At 70.0% G+C, this 22,376-nt stretch carries 20 protein-coding genes and 1 pseudogene; 9 read left to right on the forward strand and 12 right to left on the reverse strand.

What is annotated here, in order from left to right; translation table 11 throughout:
• Window positions 1–94 precede the first annotated feature (94 nt).
• Window positions 95–910, reverse strand: a complete 816-nt coding sequence (locus tag ACGFU7_RS14675; protein WP_393695691.1) for a TetR family transcriptional regulator — start codon at window positions 908–910, stop codon at window positions 95–97.
• A 91-nt stretch (window positions 911–1,001) separates the two neighbouring features.
• Window positions 1,002–2,783, reverse strand: a complete 1,782-nt coding sequence (locus ACGFU7_RS14680) for a 3-hydroxyacyl-CoA dehydrogenase family protein (protein ID WP_393695692.1) — start codon at window positions 2,781–2,783, stop codon at window positions 1,002–1,004.
• A 341-nt stretch (window positions 2,784–3,124) separates the two neighbouring features.
• Between ACGFU7_RS14680 and ACGFU7_RS14685 the strand changes: the two genes are divergently transcribed.
• Entirely contained in the window at window positions 3,125–3,697 is a 573-nt protein-coding gene (locus tag ACGFU7_RS14685; RefSeq protein ID WP_393695694.1) for an adenylosuccinate lyase, read from the forward strand.
• Window positions 3,698–3,736: 39 nt separating this feature from the next.
• Here the strand turns inward: ACGFU7_RS14685 and ACGFU7_RS14690 are convergent, their stop codons facing one another.
• The 3 genes from ACGFU7_RS14690 to ACGFU7_RS14700 form a co-directional block, all read right to left on the reverse strand.
• A complete protein-coding gene (locus ACGFU7_RS14690) occupies window positions 3,737–4,294 on the reverse strand; it encodes a GNAT family N-acetyltransferase (protein ID WP_393695696.1) in 558 nt (185 codons plus the stop codon).
• A 64-nt stretch (window positions 4,295–4,358) separates the two neighbouring features.
• A complete protein-coding gene (locus ACGFU7_RS14695) occupies window positions 4,359–5,963 on the reverse strand; it encodes an alpha/beta hydrolase (RefSeq protein WP_393695698.1) in 1,605 nt (534 codons plus the stop codon).
• Between the two features lie 199 nt (window positions 5,964–6,162).
• Window positions 6,163–7,203, reverse strand: coding sequence for an Rv2578c family radical SAM protein (locus tag ACGFU7_RS14700; protein WP_393695699.1), 1,041 nt, complete (start codon window positions 7,201–7,203; stop codon window positions 6,163–6,165).
• 149 nt (window positions 7,204–7,352) lie between these two features.
• Here ACGFU7_RS14700 and ACGFU7_RS14705 point away from each other — a divergent pair, with 149 nt between their 5' ends.
• The 4 genes and pseudogenes from ACGFU7_RS14705 (at window position 7,353) to ACGFU7_RS14720 (ending at window position 11,505) form a co-directional block, all read left to right on the forward strand.
• Window positions 7,353–7,796: an SRPBCC family protein gene (locus ACGFU7_RS14705; protein ID WP_393695701.1), complete on the forward strand. Its 444-nt coding sequence runs from the start codon at window positions 7,353–7,355 to the stop codon at window positions 7,794–7,796.
• Between the two features lie 187 nt (window positions 7,797–7,983).
• Window positions 7,984–10,425: an MFS transporter gene (locus ACGFU7_RS14710; RefSeq protein ID WP_393695703.1), complete on the forward strand. Its 2,442-nt coding sequence runs from the start codon at window positions 7,984–7,986 to the stop codon at window positions 10,423–10,425.
• Window positions 10,426–10,524: 99 nt separating this feature from the next.
• Window positions 10,525–10,662, forward strand: a pseudogene (locus ACGFU7_RS14715) (ATP-binding protein); the annotation flags it as partial.
• 111 nt (window positions 10,663–10,773) lie between these two features.
• Entirely contained in the window at window positions 10,774–11,505 is a 732-nt protein-coding gene (locus tag ACGFU7_RS14720) for a methyltransferase domain-containing protein (protein ID WP_393695705.1), read from the forward strand.
• Between the two features lie 27 nt (window positions 11,506–11,532).
• Here the strand turns inward: ACGFU7_RS14720 and ACGFU7_RS14725 are convergent, their stop codons facing one another.
• From ACGFU7_RS14725 to ACGFU7_RS14735, 3 genes are read right to left on the reverse strand one after another with little or no spacing between them, the layout of a single operon-like run.
• The gene (locus ACGFU7_RS14725; RefSeq protein WP_393695707.1) at window positions 11,533–12,675 is read right to left on the reverse strand and encodes an acyltransferase; all 1,143 of its coding nucleotides are present in this window, start codon (window positions 12,673–12,675) and stop codon (window positions 11,533–11,535) included.
• A complete protein-coding gene (locus tag ACGFU7_RS14730) occupies window positions 12,675–14,960 on the reverse strand; it encodes a bifunctional polysaccharide deacetylase/glycosyltransferase family 2 protein (protein WP_393695709.1) in 2,286 nt (761 codons plus the stop codon). The genes ACGFU7_RS14725 and ACGFU7_RS14730 overlap by 1 nt, the downstream gene beginning before the upstream one ends.
• On the reverse strand, window positions 14,957–15,379 hold the full coding sequence (locus tag ACGFU7_RS14735) for a hypothetical protein (RefSeq protein WP_393695711.1): 423 nt from the start codon (window positions 15,377–15,379) through the stop codon (window positions 14,957–14,959). The genes ACGFU7_RS14730 and ACGFU7_RS14735 overlap by 4 nt, the downstream gene beginning before the upstream one ends.
• A 308-nt stretch (window positions 15,380–15,687) precedes the next feature.
• Here ACGFU7_RS14735 and ACGFU7_RS14740 point away from each other — a divergent pair, with 308 nt between their 5' ends.
• Entirely contained in the window at window positions 15,688–16,743 is a 1,056-nt protein-coding gene (locus ACGFU7_RS14740; protein WP_393695713.1) for a chitinase, read from the forward strand.
• A gap of 25 nt (window positions 16,744–16,768) precedes the next feature.
• Here the strand turns inward: ACGFU7_RS14740 and ACGFU7_RS14745 are convergent, their stop codons facing one another.
• A complete protein-coding gene (locus ACGFU7_RS14745) occupies window positions 16,769–17,659 on the reverse strand; it encodes a LysR family transcriptional regulator (protein ID WP_393695715.1) in 891 nt (296 codons plus the stop codon).
• Between the two features lie 112 nt (window positions 17,660–17,771).
• Between ACGFU7_RS14745 and ACGFU7_RS14750 the strand changes: the two genes are divergently transcribed.
• The 3 genes from ACGFU7_RS14750 to ACGFU7_RS14760 all read left to right on the forward strand — a co-directional run bounded on the left by ACGFU7_RS14750 (window position 17,772) and on the right by ACGFU7_RS14760 (window position 19,881).
• Complete coding sequence (locus tag ACGFU7_RS14750; protein WP_393695717.1) at window positions 17,772–18,773, forward strand: aldo/keto reductase; 1,002 nt, start codon at window positions 17,772–17,774, stop codon at window positions 18,771–18,773.
• 87 nt (window positions 18,774–18,860) lie between these two features.
• Entirely contained in the window at window positions 18,861–19,292 is a 432-nt protein-coding gene (locus ACGFU7_RS14755; protein ID WP_393695718.1) for an alpha/beta fold hydrolase, read from the forward strand.
• Window positions 19,293–19,323: 31 nt separating this feature from the next.
• Window positions 19,324–19,881 carry a DinB family protein gene (locus ACGFU7_RS14760; protein ID WP_393695720.1) on the forward strand — a complete coding sequence of 186 codons (558 nt, stop codon included), beginning with the start codon at window positions 19,324–19,326 and terminating at the stop codon, window positions 19,879–19,881.
• 93 nt (window positions 19,882–19,974) lie between these two features.
• Here ACGFU7_RS14760 and ACGFU7_RS14765 read toward each other — a convergent pair whose 3' ends face one another.
• Genes ACGFU7_RS14765 through ACGFU7_RS14775 form a run of 3 tightly spaced genes read right to left on the reverse strand, consistent with a single transcriptional unit; the run spans window position 19,975 to window position 22,341 of the window.
• Window positions 19,975–20,370, reverse strand: a complete 396-nt coding sequence (locus ACGFU7_RS14765; RefSeq protein ID WP_393695722.1) for a GntR family transcriptional regulator — start codon at window positions 20,368–20,370, stop codon at window positions 19,975–19,977.
• Window positions 20,371–20,425: 55 nt separating this feature from the next.
• Entirely contained in the window at window positions 20,426–21,400 is a 975-nt protein-coding gene (locus ACGFU7_RS14770; protein WP_393695724.1) for an ABC transporter permease, read from the reverse strand.
• Window positions 21,397–22,341, reverse strand: coding sequence for an ABC transporter ATP-binding protein (locus tag ACGFU7_RS14775; RefSeq protein WP_393695725.1), 945 nt, complete (start codon window positions 22,339–22,341; stop codon window positions 21,397–21,399). The genes ACGFU7_RS14770 and ACGFU7_RS14775 overlap by 4 nt, the downstream gene beginning before the upstream one ends.
• Window positions 22,342–22,376: the final 35 nt, after the last annotated feature.

The raw sequence follows: 22,376 nt of genomic DNA on the forward strand, positions 1-22,376 counted from the left end.
CAACCAGGTTTCCGGAGCGGGCCGGGAACCGGGCCCCTCAGGCGAGCGGGCACAGGGACAGCCGGCCGGGCGGCCCCGGCCGACACACCCCCGTTCAGCGGTTCTTGAGCGCCTGCTGGATCGTGCGCATCACTTCGTCGAGCGGCGCGTCCGTCCGCGCCACCGTGACCAGTACCTCGCCCTGGGAGGCCACCGAAGCGGCCGGCTGCTTGGCCGGTTCGGTGCCGGCGATCCGGCCCGCGCCGATGCCGGTCCCGAACGTGTCGCGGACGATCGAGAAGGCGTGGTCGAGCTGTGCCTCCACATCGCCCTCGCCGCCCGCCCGCAGCCAGCGGCGCAGCACATGGTTGTGCGCGGTGACGACGGCGGATGCCGCGACCTCCGCGAGCAGCGGGTCGTCATTGCCGACATGGTGGTCGCGCTCGTCGAAATGGCCCAGCAGATAGCGCGTGAACAGCCGCTCGTAGCGGGCCACCGAGGCGATCTCGGCCTCGCGCAGTGTGGGGACCTCACGGGTCAGCTTGTAGCGGGCCACGGAGACCGCGGGCTTTGCCGCGTACATCTTCATGACTTCCTTGATGCCGCGGCAGACGGTGTCGAGCGGGTGCTCGTGCGCGGGGGCGGCATTGAGGACGGCCTCGGCCCTGACGAGGGTGTCGTCGTGGTCCGGGAAGATCGCCTCTTCCTTGGAGCGGAAGTGCCGGAAGAAGGTCCGCCGGGCGACGCCCGCGGCGCCCGCGATCTCGTCGACCGTCGTCGCCTCGTACCCCTTCGTGGCGAAGAGTTCCATTGCCGCGGCGGCCAGTTCGCGGCGCATTTTGAGCCGCTGGGCGGCGGCGCGGGTGCCTGCGGCACTCTCCTGGGTGTCGGACGCGGCGGAGACACGGGGGGACCTGGCGGGCTGGGACATGGTGTGAACGTACTGCATCGGTGCAGGGGAATGCGCCTGTGGGGGAGGGCCGTCCGAAGGATCGAGCAGCCCTCCCCACCCGGCTCCCGGATCAGCGCCGGGCATATTCGCGGAAGCCGCGCCCCGTCTTGCGACCGAGGCAGCCGGCGGCCACCAGATGCTCCAGCAGCGGCGCCGGGGCCAGGCCCGGGTCGCGGAACTCGCCGTGCAGCACCTTCTCGATGGCGAGCGAGACATCGAGCCCGACGACGTCGAGGAGCTCGAACGGGCCCATCGGGTAGCCGCCGCCCAGCCTCATCGCGGCGTCGATGTCGTCGAGGGTCGCGTAGTGCTCCTCGACCATCTTGATCGCGTTGTTGAGGTAGGGGAACAGCAGCGCGTTCACGATGAAGCCGGCCCGGTCCCCGCAGTCCACCGGGTGCTTGCGGACCTTGACGCACACCTCGCGGACGGTGGCGTGGACATCGTCGTCGGTGAGCACCGTACGGACCACCTCGACCAGCTTCATCGCGGGCGCCGGGTTGAAGAAGTGCATCCCGATGACGTCCTGCGGACGAGAGGTGGCCCGCGCGATCGCCACGACCGGCAGCGACGAGGTGGTGGTCGCGAGCACCGCACCCGGCTTGCAGACCTTGTCCATCGTCCCGAACAGCTGCTGCTTGACCAGCAGGTCCTCGGCGACCGCCTCGACCGCGAGATCGACATCGGCGAAGGCGTCCAGCGAACCGGCCGCGGTGATCCGGGCCAGGGTCTCGTCCCGCGCCCCGGCCGTCAGCCGTCCCTTGGTGACGGAACGCTCCAGGGACTTGGCGATCCGGCCCTTCGCGATGTCCGCCTTCTCCTGGCTGCGGGCGGCGAGCACCACGTCGTAGCCGGCCTTCGCGAAGACCTCGGCGATCCCCGAGGCCATCGTCCCGGAGCCCGCGACCCCCACCGACCGCACCGTGCGCCCGCCGGCCGCCGACGCGCTCTCCTGCGGGGTCAGCGCGTCCGGCACCACGGTCTGGCTGCCGGACCCCTCGTACGTGTAGAAGCCGCGGCCCGACTTGCGGCCGGTCAGCCCCGCCTCGCTGAGCTGCCTGAGGATGGGGGCCGGGGCGTGCAGCCGGTCGTGCGACGCGGAGTACATCGCCTCCAGGACGGTACGGGCGGTGTCGATCCCGATCAGGTCGAGCAGGGCGAGCGGGCCCATCGGCAGGCCGCAGCCCAGCTTCATCGCCGCGTCGATGTCCTCACGGGAGGCGTAGCGCGCCTCGTACATCGCGGCGGCCTGGTTGAGGTACCCGAACAGCAGCCCGTCGGCGACGAATCCCGGCCGGTCGCCGACCGCGACCGGCTCCTTGCCCAGGCTGCGGGCGAGCGCGGTGACCGCCTCTACGGCCGGCGGCGCGGTCAGCACCGAGGAGACCACCTCGACCAGTTTCATCGCCGGCGCCGGGTTGAAGAAGTGCAGGCCGAGCACGCGCTCGGGGTGCAGCGATTCGGCGGCGAGCCGGGTGACCGACAGGGCGTTGGTGCCGGTCGCCAGGATCGCGGTGGGGGAGACGACCGCGTCGAGCTCCCGGAAGAGCTGCTGCTTGATCTCGTAAGACTCGGGCACGACCTCGATGACCAGCTCCGCCTCCGCGGCGGCCTGGAGGTCACCGAAGGTACGGAACCGGGCGAGGACGTCGCTCCGCTCCTCCTCCGTGATCCGCTCGCGCCGCACTGCGCGGGCGGTTGCGGCTTCCAGGGCGGCGACGGCCTGACGGGCGGCCGCGTCGCTGATGTCGATACCGATGACCTCGTGGCCGGCGCGGGCCAGGACCTCGGCAATGCCGGTGCCCATGGTGCCGAGACCGACGACGGCGATGGTGCTGAGCGGGGTGTCCATCACGGGACTCCAGAGAATGAGTGACGACTGTGAGGAGCACGGCGCGCGCTGAAAGGGCGAACTGGCGCAGGGCGTGCGGAAATTGCGTGTCGTGGTGCTCAAGGCCGAGGCGCGATGAGCACGCCCGGACCGGGAAAGGGGCGACGGACTCTGTCCCGGAGTCACGTCTCGCAAAGCTGCCGAACCGACAAGCACTCCGGGTGGCTGCGTCACCAGGCCACCGGAGCCGGCGGGGAGTGTGTCCCGCTCACATGAGCTTAACCGGTGGGTAACGAGCGCGCCAGCCCCGAGTTGCTGTGGTCCGGCTCACACTCACTGTCATCGCCGATACGCTGACGGTCATGGACGAGGAGTTCCGGTCGCTGACGGACCGGCTGGCGGACGAGGCTGGGGAGTCGGCGGCGTACCGCAGACTGCTCACCACCGACGACGACGAGGAACTGGCCCGCGTCCTCGTCGAACGCGAACGACCGCTCTGGGCAAGAGAGATCGCCGCGTTCCGGCTCGGCTGCGGCGGTGACCGACGGGCCTTCGAAGCGCTGGTCCTGCTGCTCAACCACCGCGACCCGGAGCGCTGCGTCTGTGCCGCCCACGCCCTGGTACGCCTCGGCGACCCCCGCACGCCCCGGGCCGCCGCCGCCCTGGCAACGAACACCCTGCGCACCGCGTACGCCCTGCATCCGGTGCGGCTGCTCACCGCGCTTCGGGCCCCGGAGTCCGTACCGGCGCTGATGAGCACCCTGGAGCGGCTGCTGGCCCCGGAGGATCCGCACTGGCGGGTGGCGCTCGCCTGTGTGGAAGGGCTCGGGCAGCTCGGGGACGAACAGGCCCGCCCGCTCCTGGAAGCGGCGCTGCCGCACCCGAGACTGGGCGGCGCGGCACAGGATGCGCTCAGCCGGTTGCGGGGGGCCTGAGAGCGCGGATCCCTGCCCGCCGGTCCGGCACGTACGCGCTCAAGGGGTGCCGAGGACGCGTACGTACCGCATCTCGGGCACGAGCACGCCGTCCACATCGAAGGACTCCTCTGCGCCGTCGGGGAGGAAACCCGCGCGTTCGTAGAAGCGGCGGGCGGGGGCGTTCTCCTTCAGCACCCAGAGCGCCAGGTCCGGGAAGCCGTCCGCGGTGGCGCGGGTGAGCATCTGGGTCATCAGGGCGAGGCCCGCCCCGGTCCCGATCCGCTCGGGCAGCACATGGATCGCGTACAGCTCGCCGCGCCGCGCCGTCCGCCTGCCGTTCTCGCGGTACGGGCCGTAGCAGGCCCAGCCGATCACACCGAGGTCCGCCCGTTCGGCCACCACATTCACGACCGGGTTGCCCTCGGCGAAGAATTCACGGCGCCGTTCCGCTTCCTCGGCGATGTCCATGGCGTCCAGATGCGACTGCGGCATCAGTCCGGCGTACGCGGCCTGCCAGCCGCGCACCCGGACTCTCGCGACCGCCTCGCAGTCGTCGACGGTCATGTCCCGTATGAGCACATCGGGGGTGTGGGCGGGCGTGGTCCGTGGCGTCATACGGGCCATCCTGATGCATGCGTCAGGATGGCCCGTACGTGAATCCGGCCGGGGCCGTGGGCTGTCAGCTGCGGAAGCCGAGCAGACGGTGCAGGATGCTGCCCCTGGTGCCGGAATCCGTTCCCCGGGCCGCCTTCGCCGCCGCCTCGGCGGTCAGCGGCTCCGGGTCGGGGGACTTGGCGCAGATGGCGTCCGCGTCGGCCCGGCTGCCCGTACCGCGCGGGACGGTGCCCTTGGCGAGATAGTCCGCCAGATAGGTGTCCAGGCAGTCGTTGCCGCTCAGTGTGACGCCGTGATTGCCGCCGCCCTGCTCGACGACCAGGCTGGAGCCGTGCAGCTTGCGGTGCAATGTGACACCACCCTCGTACGGCGTGGCCGCGTCCTCGGTGGCCTGGAAGAGCAGCACCGGCGGCAGGCTGCTGTTGGAGACCCGTACCGGGTTCAGCGGCTCCACCGGCCAGTCGGCGCACGGGGCGTTGTACCAGGTGTTGTTCCAGGTGAAGAAGGGCGCCTTGGCCCGTACGTTCCAGCTGTCGTTGCGCCAGGTGTTCCATGGGCGGGGCCACTGGGTGTCGCGGCATTGCACGGCCGAGTAGACCGAGTATCCGTTGTCGCCCTCGGCGTTGACCGCGCCGAACTTCTTGTACGCCTTCACGAGCGCGTCCTGGTCCCGGTCGTTCACATACGCCGCGAACGCATCGGCCAGATAGGGCCAGTAGCCGTTGTAGTAGCCGCCCGGCAGGAAGGTGTCCTCAAGCTCGCTCGCCCCGACCTCCCCGCCCGCGGGGTGCGCCTTGACGGCGGCACGCATCGCGTACCAGGCACCCTCGACCTTCGCCGGGTCGCTGCCGAGCCGGTACGCGGTGTCGTGCTGCGCCACCCAGGCGGCGAACGCCTTGTGGCGGGCGTCGAAGGCGTAGTTCTGGCCGATGTTGTCGTCGTACCAGACGCCGTCCGGGTCGACGTTCGAGTCGAGCACCAGACGCCGCACCCGCTCCGGGAACAGCTTGGCGTACACCGCGCCGAGGTAGGTGCCGTACGAGTACCCGAAGTAGTTGAGCTGCTGGGAGCCCGTCGCCTGCCGGATCACATCGAGGTCCTTGGCGGCGCTGACGGTGTCCATGTACGGCAGCAGATCCGGGTATTTCTCCCCGCATGCCTTGGCGAACGAACGGGCCCGGTCCCGGTTGGCCTGCTCCACTTCGAGCGAGTCCGGCACCGAGTCGGGGCGCAGCGGCTGGAAGTACTTCGGTACGCAGTTCAGCGCCGGCTCGCTCTTGCCGACGCCGCGCGGGTCGAACCCGATCACGTCGTACTGCGCGGCAACCGTCTTCGGCAGCGACGACGCCACGAAGCCGGCCATCGGGAGGCCGCTGCCCCCGGGGCCGCCCGGGTTGACGAAAAGGGGGCCCTGGAAGGTCTTCGCGGTGTGCGGGATCCGGGACAGGGCGAGAGTGATCCGCCGACCCGACGGATCGTCATGATCGAGCGGCGTACTGACCGATGAGCACTGCAGCGTCGGGTACGACTTGGTGCCGCAGTCGGTCCATCGGAGCTGAGCTGCGGTGCGCTGCGCACCGGTGTCGGCGGTTGCCGGGGACGGTGCGGCGGTCACCAGACCGGCGACCGTCGCACCGACGGCAAACAGAATTCCTGGACGATTCGTCATATGGCCTCCCGTGGTGGGGGAAACTCGGCTGCGCGTGGCGCAGCCCCCGCCGCATGCTCCCCACATTCACGCCCGGTAGGACATGTTCTGTTGAGAGTTGACCCATTTGCCCGTGTTGGATGAGCTGAGCCCTCCGCCTTGGATCCGTTGAGCCCTTCGCCTCGGATGCGTCGAGCCCTTCGCCTCGGGATCTGCCGGGTCAGAGCAGGGTCAGCTGGGTGGCCGCGGGGTCGTCGACCGGTGACCGCTGCTGCTGGCGCATGGGCAGCCGGCGGGCCGGGCCGTGGTGCGAGGGGCCGATGCCGAACTCGGTCGCCAGCTCGTGGACGTATCGCGTGATGCGCCGCTGGTACCACTTGGGCGCATAGGCCCCTTCGGCGTACAACCGCTCGTACCGCCGCACCAGATGGGGGTGGTGCTGCCCGAGCCACTGCATGTACCACTCCCTGGCGCCGGGCCGCAGATGGAGGACGAGCGGCGTCACCGAGGTCGCCCCGGCGGCGGCGATCGCCCGGACCGTGGCGCGCAACTGGTCCGGGTGGTCGCCGAGGAACGGAATGACGGGCGCCATCAGCACGCCGCAGTCGATGCCGTGCTCGCTCAGGGTGCGCACGGCGTCGAGGCGGCGCTCGGGGGAGGGCGTGCCGGGCTCCACGGTGCGCCACAGCCCGTCGTCGACGAAGCCGACCGAGACGGAGATGCCGACATCGGTGACCTCGGCCGCCTGCCGCAGCAGCTCCAGATCGCGCAGGATCAGCGTCCCCTTGGTCAGGATCGAGAACGGGTTCGCGTGATCGCGCAGGGCCGAGATGATGCCGGGCATCAACCGGTAGCGGCCTTCTGCACGCTGATAACAGTCGACATTGGTCCCCATCGCGATATGTGCGCCGTGCCAGCGGCTGGACGCGAGCTGGCTGCGCAGCAGCTCCGGGGCGTTGATCTTGACGACGATCTGGGAGTCGAAGCCGATTCCGGTGTCGAGGTCCAGATAGCTGTGGGTCTTGCGGGCGAAGCAGTAGACGCAGGCGTGCGTACAGCCCCGGTACGGATTGACCGTCCACTCGAACGGCATCCGCGATGCGCCCGGCACCCGGTTCACGATCGAACGGGCCCGGATCTCATGGAAGGTGATCCCCCGGAATTCGGGGGTGTCAAAGGTGCGCGTGGTCACCGCGTCCGCGGCGAAGAGCGCGCCGGTCCCGGCCTCTCGGGTGTTCTCGACCAGATTGTCCCAGCGCATGGACGCCTCCTCGGTAGCACTGGACAGAGAATAGAACACTTGTTCCCTTGATCGTTTTCTCCCCTTCGTCCCGCCCCGGATTTTGAGCGGCGTCCCGGAGGTGGTTGGCTCAGCACACCCCCGAACAACCGAGTGCTGGAGGAACAGCCATGGCGCAGGTCGAGGCCACGACAGAGCGAGTCATCGCAGCGGACGCGGAGACGGTGTTCGACGCGCTGGCCGACTACAAGGAGACCCGGGGCAAGGTGCTGCCCGGACACTTCAGCGAATACGAGGTGCGCGAGGGCGGTGACGGCGAGGGCACCCTCGTCCACTGGAGGCTCCAGGCCACGAGCAAGCGGGTGCGCGACTGCCTGCTGGAGGTCACCGAGCCCACCGACGGCCAGCTCGTGGAGAAGGACCGCAACTCCTCGATGGTCACCACCTGGACCGTCACTCCGGCCGGTGAGGGCAAGTCGAAGGCGGTCGTGTCGACCGTCTGGAACGGAGCAGGCGGCATCGGCGGATTCTTCGAGAAGACCTTTGCGCCCAAGGGACTTGGGCGGATCTATGACGAGCTGCTGCAGAACCTCGCCACCGAGGTCGAGAAGTAGCTCCACGCTCTCTTGACCGGCCTCACCGGTTCGGGTGGTTTTCTCGGCCCGTCGGTTGTGCGCCGTAGTGGCTCCCACCGGGGACTAAGCCCCCTGAGTGCGCCGTCAGCGCCCCCCGTGGCGTTTGCCCTCCCTTATCGCGCAATGCGAGAAATGGGCGGCGCAGATGCGACGAGGGGAGCGGCACGTGGTGGGTGGGATCACTCTGTTGGAGGACGAGCCGAGCGGTGCGGGGGCCGCCGAGGCGGCGACCAGGCTGCCGATTCCACCGTCTTCGCCGCTTCCCGTCGCAGAGGAGGCGGCCCCCGTACCGGATACCAGCCCCCGCCGCATCCGGCTGGTCTTCCTCGGGCTGATGCTCACGCTTCTGCTCGCGGCGCTCGACCAGATGATCGTCGCCACCGCACTGCCGAAGATCGTCGGTGAGCTGCACGGCCTGGAGAAGATGTCCTGGGCCGTCACCGCGTACCTCCTCGCCTCCACCATCGGCCTGCCGATCTACGGGAAGCTCGGCGACCTCTTCGGCCGCAAGGGCGTCTTCCAGTTCGCGATCGTCGTCTTCGTCGTCGGCTCCGCGCTGGCCGGCTGGTCCCGCACCATGGATGAACTGATCGCCTTCCGTGCCGTCCAGGGCATCGGCGGCGGCGGGCTCATGATCGGTGTCCAGGCGATCATCGCGGATGTCGTACCGCCCCGGGAACGCGGTCGGTTCATGGGGCTCATCGGCGCCGCCTTCGGTCTCGCCTCCGTCGCGGGCCCGCTGCTCGGCGGCTTCTTCACCGACCATGCCTCCTGGCGCTGGTGCTTCTACATCAACGTCCCGTTCGGCCTGGTCACCCTCGCCGTCATCACCGTCGTACTGAAACTCCCCAGGCCCACCGTCCGGCCCCGCCTCGACATCCTCGGCGCGCTGCTGCTCGCGGCCGCCTCGACCTGCCTGGTGCTGCTGACCAGCTGGGGCGGTACGGAGTACGCCTGGGGATCGCGCACCATCCTGGGGCTCGCCGCCGGAGCCGCCGGAACGGCCCTGCTGTTCCTCGTCGTCGAGCACCGGGCAGCCGAACCGATCATTCCGCTGCGGCTGTTCCGTGACTCGATCTTCAATGTCACCGCACTCGTCGGCGCGGTCGTCGGGGTCGCGCTGTTCGGCGCCGCCAGCTACCTGCCGACGTTCCTGCAGATGGTCGACGGAGCCACGGCCACCGAATCCGGGCTGCTGATGCTCCCGATGATGGGCGGCATCGTCGGGGCGTCCGTCGTCTCCGGTCAGCTGATCTCCCGTACCGGCCGCTACCGCGTCTATCCGATTCTCGGCGGCGCCTTCTCGGTGGTCGGAATGTGGCTGCTCTCCCGGCTCGAAACCGGCACCCCGCGCCTCGAATACAGCATCGCGCAGGCCGTGCTCGGCATCGGGATCGGCCTGATCATGCCGGTACTGGTGCTCGCCGTGCAGAACTCCGTGATCCCCGCCGACCTCGGCGCCGCCACCAGTGCCAACAACTACTTCCGGCAGATCGGCGGCAGCGTCGGCGCCGCCGTCTTCGGGACGCTCTTCGCGGGCCGCCTCGCGGACGCGCTCGCCGTCCGTCTGCCGTCCGGCGCCGACCTCCCCGACCCCGAGTCGATCACCCCGCAGCTGGTCCATGCCATGGAGCCCGCGCTGCGCGACAGTTATATCCAGGCGTACGCCGACGCGATGCCGCGGATCTTCCTCTACCTCGTGCCGGTGCTCGCGCTCGGCCTGTTCTTCGCCTTCTTCCTCAAGGAGAAACCGCTGGTGACCCACCACAGCCCCGAAACCGCCGCCGAGTCCGCACCGATCCCCACCGCCCGCACCACCGCTGCCGCTGCGCCGCCGCCCGTGTACCTGTCGGGTGTGCCGGTGTGCGGCAGCGTCCAGCACCCCGACGGTACGAAGGTCCCGCGCGCCGCCCTCACCCTCATCGACGTCCAGGGACAGCAGGTCGGACGGGGCGCGAGCGGGGACGACGGGCGGTACGCGCTGAGCGTGCCCGGCGCCGGCGCGTACGTCCTCATCGCCGCGGCCGGCGGCCACCAGCCGCAGGCCGTCAGCGTCACCGTGGGCGAACGGCCCGTCGAGCTCGATGTGGTGCTCGGCGGTGCGGGACGCCTTGCCGGGACCGTCGTCACCGCCGACGGCATCCCGGTGCGCGACGCCGCCGTCACCCTCACCGATGTGCGCGGCGAAGTGGTCGCGTCCACCCGCAGCGGCCGCGAAGGCGGCTATGTGATCACGGAGTTGGTGGCCGGCGAGTACACCCTCGCGGCCAGCGCCCCCGCCTTCCGGCCCGCCGCGCTGCCGGTGAGTGTGCAGGCGGCCAGGGAGACCCGGCAGGACATCGAGCTCGCCGGTGGTGCGGTGCTGCGCGGCGTCGTACGGGCGAGCGGCGGCCGGCCCGTAGAGGATGCCCGGGTCACGCTCCTGGACGCGGCGGGCAATGTGGTCGACACGCTCACCACCGGGCCCGACGGCGCATTCCGGTTCGTGGACCTGTCCACCGGTGAGTACACGGTGATCGCGGCCGGGTATCCGCCGGTGGCCACCGTCCTCCAGGTCGCGGGTGGCGGGCGGACCGAACGTGACCTCCAACTGGGCCACGCGGACTGACCGTTCGGGGGAACGGCGAGCCGGCCGGTGGCTTCACGGGCCGGCCCGGCACCGCAGCGGGGCGTTCCGTGCGCGGCGCTGCTCGACGCCGCTGCCCACGACGAGCACGGCCGCGGACTGCTGGTGGTGAGCAGCCTCGCCCGCGAATGGGGCACCAGCACCACGGCACACGGCAAGACCGTCTGGTTCGAACAGGCTCTCAGCCGTATCCCGCGCCCCCGGTCGCACACCTGGTGAAGGACGCCGCCGCAGGTGGTTGATGCTGTGCGTGGTCTTGCCGCGACCGCCCCGGGGCGCTAGTCCGGACCTGAGCAAAATGCCTCAGGACAAATGGAATTGGGAGTGCTTATGGACGTGTCACAGCGATACCGCGAGGCGTGGGAGGGCTTCTGGTCCGCCACCTCGGACACGCCCGGTGAGGCGATCTGGGACGCCGACCCCTCCCTCAGCTCCGTACCCCACAGCAAGCTGCTCCTGCCGTACGCCGACACCTCGCTGCCCGTCGCCGACCTCGGCTGTGGGAACGGCACCCAGACCCGCTATCTCGCCACCTGCTTCGCCCGTGCGATCGGGGTGGATCTCTCGCACGCGGCGATCGCGCACGCACGCCGCGCGGACCCCGACGGGGTCGCCGAGTTCGCCCAGCTCAACCTGGTCGACGCGGAGGCCGTGGCGGCGCTGCACGAGCGGATCGGCGACACCAACGTCTATATGCGTGCAGTGATCCACCAGAGCGAGGCCGAGGCCAGGCCCGCCGTCGCCGCGGCGGTCGCGACGATGGTGGGGGAGCGGGGCCGGGCGTTCGTCGCCGAGCTGACCCCGGCCTCCAAGACGGTGCTCCAGCAGGCGGCGCAGGGGCCTGACGGCCCGCCCGAGAAGCTGCGCCGGGTCCTGGACCACGGGCTCAAACCGGCGAGCGCCACGGAGGAGGAGGTGCCTCAGCTGCTGCGGGCGGCCGGTCTGACCACGCTGGCCGGCGGTGACACCGTCCTGGCCCAGACCGAGTATCTGCCCGACGGAACCCGAATCGACCTGCCCGCCCGCTGGTTCGTGCTGGCCGCGGCCTCCGTCGCCGGCTGACATCGCAGGGAGCGGCGGGCGGGCAGGTCACGGCAGCAGCCGTGGTCCCCGCTTCGCCGCGAGGTCCTCGACCCAGCCGAACAGTGCCACGGCCGCGGCGATCAGCACCCAGGCGACCGCGAACTGGAACCACATGCTGTCCAGCGGAAGATCCCGTTCGAGGGCCGGCACGTTCCACATCAGGTCGATCAGCGGCACGCTCACCATCAGAGCGACCTCGTGCCACAGATAGACGGTCACGGCACGGGCGTTGAAGACCTTCACGATCCGGTCCGCCACGGCATGGCGGGCGAGCCACCCGAAGTCCGGCCGGAAGCGCAGGAGCAGCAGGACGAATCCCGCGGACCACAGCGCCTGGGCGAGCGGGATGTCGTCGAGATCGTAGGAACCGTCGATCCGGTGATGGAAGGCCCACCAGCCGCCCGCCGCCATCAGCACCGGCGCCGAGGCCACGACGACGGCGGGGCGCAGCCGGTCGAGGACGCCTTCCCGGTGGGCGAAGCCCAGCAGCCAGCAGAACAGGAAGACCGACAGGTCGCTGAGCGCACTGCCCAGGCGTCCGTCCGGCACGCTCCAGACCGTCGTCAGGAGCAGAACGGGGACGAGCGACAGAGCGAGCACGGGGAGCGGGGCAAGCCGGAAGACACGCAGCAGAACCGGCGACAGCAGGACGAACCACAGGTATGTGCGCAGGTACCAGAGCACCGCCCACGCCTGTTCGCCCCATGCGTTTCCGGGTGGATCGCCCACTGGCAGCACCCAGTACAGGACATCGGCGCCGGGCAGCCAGCCGTGCAGCAGCATCGCCACGCCGAGCACCAGGCCGAACGCCCACAACGGGATCAGCAGCCTGCGCAGCCGGCCGCGGATCACCTGCCCGGCGGGCCGCTCCAGGGAACGCACCATGAGCGATCCGGCGAGCGCGAACATCACGCCCATCGACGGGAAAACCAGCCCCAGCCACTGCCATTCAAAGGTGTGATATGTCACCACGCGCACCAGGGCGAAGGCCCGCAGCGCGTCGAAGTAGCGGTCACGGCCGCCGCTTCGGGCAGCGGGAACCGGGGGCGCGGGCGGTGCTGGTTCCGGCGCACCGGTGACGACGAGCGCCCCCGGTTCCTCCGTACGCGGCGACGGCCGAGGCGCCCCCCTGCGGTGTGCGCCCGCCATCAGCGCACCCCCGTTCCGAGCGTCGGCGTACCGACCTCGCCGGTGCGCTTCAGCTTCTGCCAGCGCAGCCGGCCGCCGGTCGCGGCAGTGACACACGAGTGGATCAGCACCAGATACATCAGCTGCCGATAGGCCAGTTGCTGCAGCGGCAGCATCAGCAGATAGCGGTACTTCTCACCGTCGAGGCGGAACGCGTAGGCCGCGCAGACCAGTTGGACCACGAGTACGGCCAGCCAGGCCAGCAGGGAAGCTCTGAGGTCCACAAAGATCATCGCGTAGACCGTGAACACATCGATCAGCGGCGCGAAGACGGGCGTGACGATCTGGAAGAGGACGACCAGCGGCATGCCGACCCGGCCGAAGCGGCCCGAGGGCCCCCGGTCCGTGACCGATCCGCGGTGCTTCCAGAGCGCCTGCATCGTGCCGTAGCTCCAGCGGTAGCGCTGCCGCCACAGCTGCCCCAGCGACGCGGGAGCCTCGGTCCAGGCGCGAGCGTGCTCGGCGTACACGACCCGCCAGCCGGCGCGGTGCAGCGCGATCGTGATGTCGGTGTCCTCGGCGAGCGTGTCCTCGCTCATCCCGCCGACGGCCAGTACGGCCTCGCGGCGGAACGCGCCGATCGCGCCCGGGATGGTGGGCATGCAACGCAGCAGGTCGTACATCCGGCGGTCGAGGTTGAAGCCCATCACGTACTCGATGTGCTGCCAGGCGCCGATCACGGTGTTGCGGTTGCCGACCTTGGCGTTTCCGGCCACGGCGCCGATCTCCGGATCTCCGAACGGCTGCACGAGCCGGTGCACGGTGTCGGGTTCGAAGACGGTGTCGCCGTCCATCATGACGACGATGTCGCAACGCGCCTGCCTCACACCGTTGTTGAGTGCCGCCGACTTGCCCGCGTTCTCCTGGCGGACGACCCGCACGTTCGGCAGCCCCAGCGACTCGGCGATCTCGGCGGTTCCGTCGGTCGAACCGTCGTCGACGACGATGATCTCGATCGGATGGGTACTCGCCGCCAGCGAGTTGAGCGTATTGGCGATGCACTCCTTCTCGTTGTACGCGGGGACGATCACACTCACCGGGGCGGTGACCGCGGGCCCCCAGGTGAACCGGCCTCTGTTGCGCTGCCGGTAGTGACGCCGGGCGAGGAGAAGCATCATGCCGAACCTGCCCAGCACGGCGATTCCGACAACCACCAGCGCGGCGGCCAGGCCGGGCACGGTCCACTCCGCGACGGCCACCGCGGCGAGGAGGGCGCGGCCCTCCCAGCGGGTGGCGGTGTCGGCGGTCCGGTGAGCGGCCTGCTCGGGGTTGCTCTGCAGGGCGTTGCCGGGGGCGGCGGGTGCGCTTTCCGGCGTGCCTTGCGTGCTCCGCATGCTCGGTGTGCTCGGTGTGCTCGGTGTGTTCTGTGCGGCCTGCGCGCCGCTGACCGTGGTGAAGGTGTAGCCCTTCGCCTTCATCTTCTCGATGTACTGCGGCAGTGCCTTGAGCGTCTGGGCCCGGTTGCCGCCCGCGTCGTGGAAGAGCACCGAGGCGCCCTTTCCGTTCTTCGGAGTGGCCCACTTGACGATTTTACTGACGCCGGGCTTCTGCCAGTCCTCGCTGTCGGTGTCGATGAAGACGCTGGTGTAGCCCATGGCGCCGAGCTTCTTGTAGACGGGCCAGCTGTAGTTGTCGATGGCGTCGTCGGTCGAGGAGTACGGGGCGCGAAAGAGCGTCGTCGTGATGCCCGCAGCGCCCGCAAGGGCAAGCTGCGTCTGGGCGATCTCGCGCTTGATGCGGGAGGCGCTCTGGTACGAGAGGTCGACGTGCGTGAACGTGTGGACGCCCACCTCGTTGCCGTCGTCGACCATCCGGCGCACCACATCCGGGTAGCGCGAGATCATCGAGCCGACCAGGAAGAAAGTGCCCGGCACATCGTTGTCGTCCAGGATGTCGAGCACCTGCTGCGTCCACTCGGGGTCGGGGCCGTCGTCGAAGGTGAGCACGATCGTCTTGTCCGGCACCGACTGAGTGTGCGCCGTGCCGCCCTCGAAGCTGAGGAAGGGACCGCCGTCGAGGACGCTCTCCGGAACTCTGCTCGCGCTCGCGTCGGAGCGGACCCGCTGGTCGTTTCCGACTTCGGCCCGCAGATAGCCGTCGAGCAGCATCACGGAGACCAGACCGAGCAGCAGCAGGAGGGCGATGACCACCCGCGGCTTGGGGACCGCCTGACGACGGACACGCCCGATCCTGCCCGGTGTGGCGTGCCGTCGTCCGGCCGGGGAACGGCCATGGGTCCGGCTCATCGGGCGGCGCCGGTGGTGGCGGAGGCAGAGGGGGAGGGGGAGACGGCGTGTGACGGCGGCCCGCCCGCCCCGACGCCGGGCCGGCCGCTCGGTGGCGCCCCTTCGGCGCCCGGAGGCATGTTCCCGGCCGGTCCACCCTGCGCGGCGGGTGCGCTGTCGAAGGGGAGCAGCTGCGAGGGCGACATGGAGATGCCTCCCATGAAGGCAAGGCCGAGCACGGCCGCGTAACCGACACAGGCGACGCCCAGCGCTATGCCCGCGCGGCGCAGCAGCCTGGCCCGGCGCCCGGAGCTGTCCACGAATACGGGCCCCTCCTGGGTCCCCGCGCCTGCCCCGGCACGGGACCGGGGCACGCCGGCGTGCTTGCGACGGCGGCCGGGCGGGGGCGGATCGTTCTCGATGGCGGTGACGGAATGCATTTGCGTATGCTGACGAATGGCGATGTGCGAAGTCTGGGGCTTTGCTGGCCGAACGCTGTGGATGCGCGTTCAACCTGTTGACGAGCTGAGAGAGTGAGCCCCGGCGCGGTCTTTTCGCTGCACTCCGCTCATCCTCAAATCGTCTTCCTGAACTGCTACTTGGTCACCCGGCAGCGCTTCTTCCCGGCTCCAGGCAATGAATTTCCTGTGTGTGGAGGCAGGGCCGGCATGTGAGAGGTTTTCGGTGTGTTCCGGTCCCTCTTTGTTGCCGTTTCGGGACAACCTTCACGAGAGCAGGTGCAAACTGCATGCGCATTTCACCGAAGCGTTCCCCCCGTGGCACGGCCGGCCGTGCGAAGCGCATCGTCCCTGTCGTCGCCGGACTGCTCGCACTCGGGCTCGCCTGCTCCGCCTGTGCGACCGGCACGGCGGCGAACCAGGTCCGCGGCGCAGGCTCCGGGTCCGGCCCCGGAGCACCCGCGGCCTCGGCCGCCTCGACGGCGTACACCCCGTACGTCAGCGCCACGACCGTCGCCGATACGGACTCGACCGGTTCCCCCGACACGTACAACCTCGCCTTTGTCGTCGCCGACGGCGACCGCTGCACCCCGCTGTGGGGTGGTACCGCGAAGGCCGGCGACAAGGCGGTGGCCTCGCGCATCGCCGCGCTCACCGCGACCGGCGCGGACCTCCGGGTCTCCTTCGGCGGGGCCGCGGGGAACGAGCTCGCGCTCGCCTGCGACAGCGCCCGGGAACTGGCCGATGCCTACGCGCAGGTGCTCGACGCGGCGGGCGCGAACAAGGCCGATTTCGACATCGAGGGCGACACACTCACCGACAAGGCGTCGATCGTCCGCCGCGACCAGGCGCTGCGCCTGCTCCAGAAGGAGCGGGACCTCGATGTCACGTACACCCTGCCCGTGATGCCGGACGGACTGGAGGCGACCGGGACCGGTCTGCTGAGCGACGCCGCGCAGCGGAACGTCGACGTGTCCGCAGTGAACATCATGGCGATGAACTACAGCTCCGCCCACGACGGCGACATGAGCGACTACGCGCAGCAGGCCGCCGAGGCGAGCCATGACCAGCTCACCGACGTACTGGGCCTCTCGGACACGGCGGCCTGGCGGGCGCTGCACATCACAGTGATGATCGGCGTCAACGACGTGGCCGGGGAGACGTTCACCCTCGCCGACGCGGCGTCCCTGCGCGCCTTCGCCCAGCGCAAGGGAATCGGCGCGCTCTCCCAGTGGGCCACCTTTCGCGATCAGGAGTGCACCGGCGAGGACGCCTCGAAGGCGAGCGACACCTGCAGCGGAGTCGCGCAGGAGGCGGGAGCGTTCGCGAAGGCGCTGGGCGGATGATCATGTGCCCCGCCCCTCGCCGCCCTCACTGCCCGCTGTCACTCCGGAGCAGCGCCATCAGTTCCCGCGCGCCCGGGCTCATGGACCGGGCCGCCGGAAGCACCACGACGCTCTCGTAGAACGGCTGTCGAGGCCCTTCGAGCTCCACCGCGACCAGTCCCCGGGCCTCGGGCTTACGGGAGAAGTGGTGTGGCACGAGCGCGATCCCCAGCCCCTCGTGCACCAGCTCCAGCAGGCTGTGTACGTCATTCACCTCCAGCCCCACCGTGCGCCGCACCCGCGCCTCGGTGAATGCCCCGTCCGCCGCCCGCCGCGGACCCCAGTCCGGATGGAAGTCGATGAAGGACTCACCGGGCAGCTCGTCCCACGCGACGCGGTCCGCCGCCGCGAACCGGTGGCCAGGGGCACAGAGGACGACCATGGGCTCACGCGCCAGCGGGATGAGCTCGCCGCGCCACTCGACGGAGCTGACGGTCGCGGCGAAGGCGGCATCGAGCCGCCCGCCGGCGACCCCGTCCACCAGGCTCGTGGTGCCCTCCTGACGGAGCCGGATCTCCATGAGCGGATGCTTACGGTGAAAGGCCGCCAGCAGACGCGGAAGACGAACCCCGGGCACGCACTGCTCGACGCCGACCGACAGTGTGCCGCGCAGCAGTCCCCGTACCGCGTCGACGGCGTCCCTCGCCGCCCGTGCCCCCGCCAGCGTGCGCTCGGCCTCCACCAGCAGGGCGCGTCCCGCCTCGGTCAGCCGGACGCTGCGCGTGGTGCGGCTGAAGAGCGGGGTCCTGAGCTCCTGCTCCAGGGCCCGGACGGAGGCGGAAAGTCCGGACTGCGACACCGCGAGGCGCTCGGCGGCACGGGTGAAGTGCTGTTCCTCGGCGACGGCGACGAAATGTTCCAGCTGGCGCAATTCCATGATTGAGAAATATAGGTGCTGAATCCAAGCGGAATCTCCTGTTGGACTGCTGGATCGTTGTCGGCGAACCTGGACCCGCGCACCGCAACCGCCTCTCTTCCGTGGAGCCCGCATGTACCTCCCGTCCGCCGACCGCTACCGAGCCATGCCCTACCGGCGCACCGGACGCAGCGGACTGCTGCTCCCCGCGCTCTCCCTCGGCCTGTGGCACAACTTCGGCGGCGACCGGACGCCGGAGACCCAGGGGCAGATCCTGCGGCGGGCATTCGATCTCGGCATCACCCACTTCGACCTCGCCAACAACTACGGACCGCCGCCCGGCGCCGCCGAGACGGCGATGGGACGCGCACTGAGGACGGACTTCGCCCGGCTCCGGGACGAGCTCGTCATCTCGACCAAGGCGGGCTATCTGATGTGGGACGGCCCGTACGGGGAGTGGGGGTCCAGGAAGAATCTGCTCTCGTCGCTGGACCAGAGCCTCACCCGGCTCGGCCTCGACTACGTCGACATCTTCTACTCGCACCGTCCCGACCCCGACACCCCGCTCGAAGAGACGATGGGCGCGCTCGACTCGGCGGTACGCCAGGGCAAGGCGCTCTACGTCGGCATCTCCAACTACTCGCCGGAGCAGACCCGGCAGGCCGCCCGGATCCTCAAGGAGCTGGGCACCCCGCTCCTCATCCATCAGCCGCGCTACTCGATGCTGGACCGCTGGGTCGAGGACGGCCTGCTCACGGCGCTCGACGAGCTGGGCACCGGATCGATCGCCTACTCGCCGCTGGAGCAGGGCATCCTTTCCGACCGCTATCTGCGCGGCATCCCGGAAGGCTCGCGCGCGGCGGGCAACAGCCCCTTCCTGACGCCCGATTCGGTCACCCCGGAGCTGGTGGACCGGCTACGGGCGCTCGACGCGGTGGCTTCCGCACGCGGGCAGTCCCTCGCGCAGATGGCGCTCGCGTGGGTGCTGCGGGGCGGCCGGATCACGTCCGCCGTGGTCGGCGCGAGCAGCGTCGCCCAGCTGGAGAACAGCGTCGAGGCGGTCCGTGATCTGGAGTTCGGTGACGAGGAGGTGGCCCGGATCGAGGAGATCCTCAAGGGTCCGGACCCCCGCTGAGCCGGTCGGCGCCCCTGCCGCCGGGGGCGCCGTCGGGCCCGGCTTCCCGGAGCGTCCCGGAAGACCTACACGCACCGGATCCCGGTCGTGAAATGGATGGACCGGATCGTCCGCTGGGCCCCGGCGGTCGGCCGGTCGATGTTCGCGGGGACGGGGATCTTCAAGAGGATGAGCAGCCGCGAGCCGAACCTCGAGGCCTGGCCCCGGGCCGATCGACTGGTCATGAGCACCCCCGCGTTCCTGGCGCTGTCCGACCTGGACACGGGCGAGGCCCGGCGCCAGGGCGTGGACGAGGCCGTGACCGATCTCGCCGGCTGCTCCCGCCCGCTGCCGGGCCCACTGGGCTCGATCTCCGTACCGACCGTGTTCATCCACGGCGAGGCGGACGGCAACGTCCCCATCGAGGGGGCGCGTTGGGCGCACGCGCAGATCGACGGCGCCGAGCTGCACACCATCCCCGACGGCGGGCACCTGTTCCTCTTTGAGGACGCGGGCCCGCTCCTTCGGGAACTGACCTGAACGCGACGTGGCCGGTGTGAGGATGGCCGCCATGACATGGACGGCACCTCGCATCGAACGTACGACAGTCGACGGCGGCCAGCTGAACGTTCCGAGCACCGCGGACGAGCGAGCCATGCTGGAAGGCTGGCTCCGATGGCATCGGGAGACGCTGCTCATCAAGTGCGCCGGACTCGACCCGGCGCAGCTGGCGCACACCGCCGCCGAGCCGTCGAACCTCACTCTCCTCGGCCTGGTACGGCACATGGCGGAGATCGAACGCTGGTGGTTCCGGCGGAGTTTCGCGGGTGAGCCGATCGGTGACGTCTTCACCGGTCCCGACGACGGGGACGAAGGCATCGACGGCGTCGACGCCGCGTACGCGGAACGCGACTTCGCCGCGTTCCGCGCCGAGGTCGAGGCGTGTGAGTCCGCCGTGGCGGGGCGCGGTCTCGACGAGACATTCATGTCGAGGACCCGTGGCCGGCTCGTCAGCCTTCGCTGGGTGTACCTGGTGATGATCCAGGAGTACGCCCGCCACAACGGCCACGCGGACCTGCTGCGAGAACGGACCGACGGCGCCACGGGCGACTGTCCGGCACTGGGCTGAGCTCGGTTTCGTACGCGTCGGGCGAGGAGTACGAAACCGCTCCTCACACGAAACCGCCCCTCACACGAAACCGCTCCTCATGCGAAACCGCGCTCAGTCATCCGTCTCGGGCGGATACACCGCCGCGTAGGCCGAGCGGAAGAGGGCGGTGACTTCCTGGCCGCTGAGGCCCTGAGACCGTGCCTCGTCAAGCCACTGGGCGAGCGAGGCGCGCAATGGGGAGTCGGGGCCCTCCTGGGCCGGGACGAGGGAGCGGGTGATGAAGGTGCCCGCCCCCTGCCGGACCTCGGCGAGGCCCGCGCGCTCCAGCTCGCGGTACGCCTTGAGGGTCGTGTTCGGGTTGACCTTGGTCTCCGCCGCGACCTGCGCGGCCGTGGGCAGCCGGTCGCCCTTCTCCAGGGCGCCCATCCGCAGCGCCTGTTCGACCTGTCGCACGATCTGGAGGTACGTTGCCACCCCGCTGCGTCTGTCGATGCGGAATACGACCACCGCCTATCACCTCCCGTTGGACTGCCGAAACGATACGTAACTGCGGCGGTATGTCCTAAAGGGGGCGCCGGGAGACCCGCCACAGGGTGAACGCGGTGAGCACGGCAGTGGCCGCGAGCAGGATGCCTGCCCCGGTCCACTGCATGGACGGCATCTGGTCGTAACCGAGGTACTCGTAGACGTTGTTGACGATGCCGTGTTCCTTGACGCAGGCATCCGAGGCCGCTTCGGTGGCCTTGGCGCAGAGCCCCCAGCCGTAGAGATGGCCGTCGGCGGAGCCGATCCAGCGGTCCACCTCGTGCGACTCGTTCAGCCGTGCGGGCATGTCGCCGTTGAGCGGGTAGGTGAGCATGCGTGACGGCGCGAGGTGTACGCGCATCTCGCCCCAGGCGACCTCGACGATCGCGGCGAAGACGAACGTGATCAACATGGAGGCGAGGACACGGCGCAGCAGCATGCCGATGGTGATGCCGGCGGCGGTCAGAAAGAGGCAGAGCGCGGGGAGCACCGGACCGGTGTTGTCGAAGATCCCCCCCTCCGGCCACAGGCTGGGGAACACCGAACGGTAGGGCTTCCACCACCAGGTGAAGAACGCCGAGAGCACCGCGCCGGACACGACCACGGTCGCGTAGCACCAGACAAGCTTTGTCACCAGCCAGCGACGGCGGGACACGGACTGGGTGGTGATCAGCTGCGCGGTGCTGTGCTCCTGATCGCCGGCGATCAGCGGGGCGCCGAGGAAGACGGCGAGGATCACGGGCAGCGCACTCAGGGCAGTGAGGGTGAGACTGAGTCCCGTCGTGTTGAGCGTCGGCTGCGCCAGTTCCTTCTCCGGCCAGCCCGCGGCTTCGAGTGTCTGGCTCATCTGGCCGCGCTGGTACGCGATCCAGATCGAGCCGAGGACCACCATGGCGAGCATGGTGAGCAGCGCGGCCCGGTGCTGACGTACGACGAGCCAGTTCAGCCCGCGCAGCAGGCGGGGCCCGGGCGCCCGTCCGGTTCGGGGCGTCTCGGTCAGGGTGGCGCTCATGAGGTGTGGATCCCTTCGGCCTCGATACGGGCACCGGGTGTGAACAACGGAGGAGCGTCCGACGAGCGCAGATGCGCCAGCAGCACTTCTTCCAGGCTGGGTTCGGCGACCACCCAGTCAGCCGACAGCGGGCCGTTCGGCCGCACCAGCGCGTGGAACTGCCTGCCCTGGACGCGGGCTTCGATCACCGTGTGAGGTGCCAGCGCGGCGGCCGGATCCCCGCCGGTGGCGAGTCCCGTCACCAGCGCGTGGGCCGGGACGAGCGCGTCCGCGTCGCCCGCCATCCGGATCCTGCCCTCGGCGAGGACCAGCAGGTAGTCGCACATGTCCTCCAGCTCGGACAGCATGTGCGAGGACATCACCACGGTGGTGCCGCGCTCCACGGCCTCCGACATCAGGAGGGCGCTCATGTCGTGGCGGGCCAGCGGATCGAGGTCGGACATCGGCTCGTCGAGCAGCAGCACGTCGGGCCGCTTGCCGAAGGCGAGCGCGAATGCGACACGGGTGCGCTGGCCACCGGACAGAGTGCCGACACGGGCGTGCATCGGCACCTGGCCCGACCGTACGATCCGCTCCGCCGCGGCCATGTCCCAGCCGGGGTTGAGCTCGCTGCCCAGACGCAGCGTCTCCGCCACGGTGAACCGCTTGAACAGCGGCTTGTCCTGCCCGAGGAAAGCGAATCTCGGCATCACCGCGGGATCGTCCACGGGCACGCCGAAGACGTGGAGTTCACCCTCTGTCGCCTGCACCTGCCGGGTCGCGAGTCCCAACAGGGTGCTCTTCCCGGCGCCGTTGGGGCCGACGAGACCACAGATCCGTCCGGCCGGCAGCCGGAACGAGCAGTCGCGCAGCGCCCAGCCGCGACGGTAACGCTTACCCAGGCCGCGGGCCTCCAGCGCCCATGCTCCGGACGCGCCGCCCGGAGTGAATGCGTCTGCCATGCACTTCGCCTCAATTCCATTAGTCAATTAATGGA

The organism is Streptomyces sp. NPDC048473, from assembly GCF_043200155.1.
In the GTDB taxonomy this organism is placed as follows: domain Bacteria; phylum Actinomycetota; class Actinomycetes; order Streptomycetales; family Streptomycetaceae; genus Streptomyces.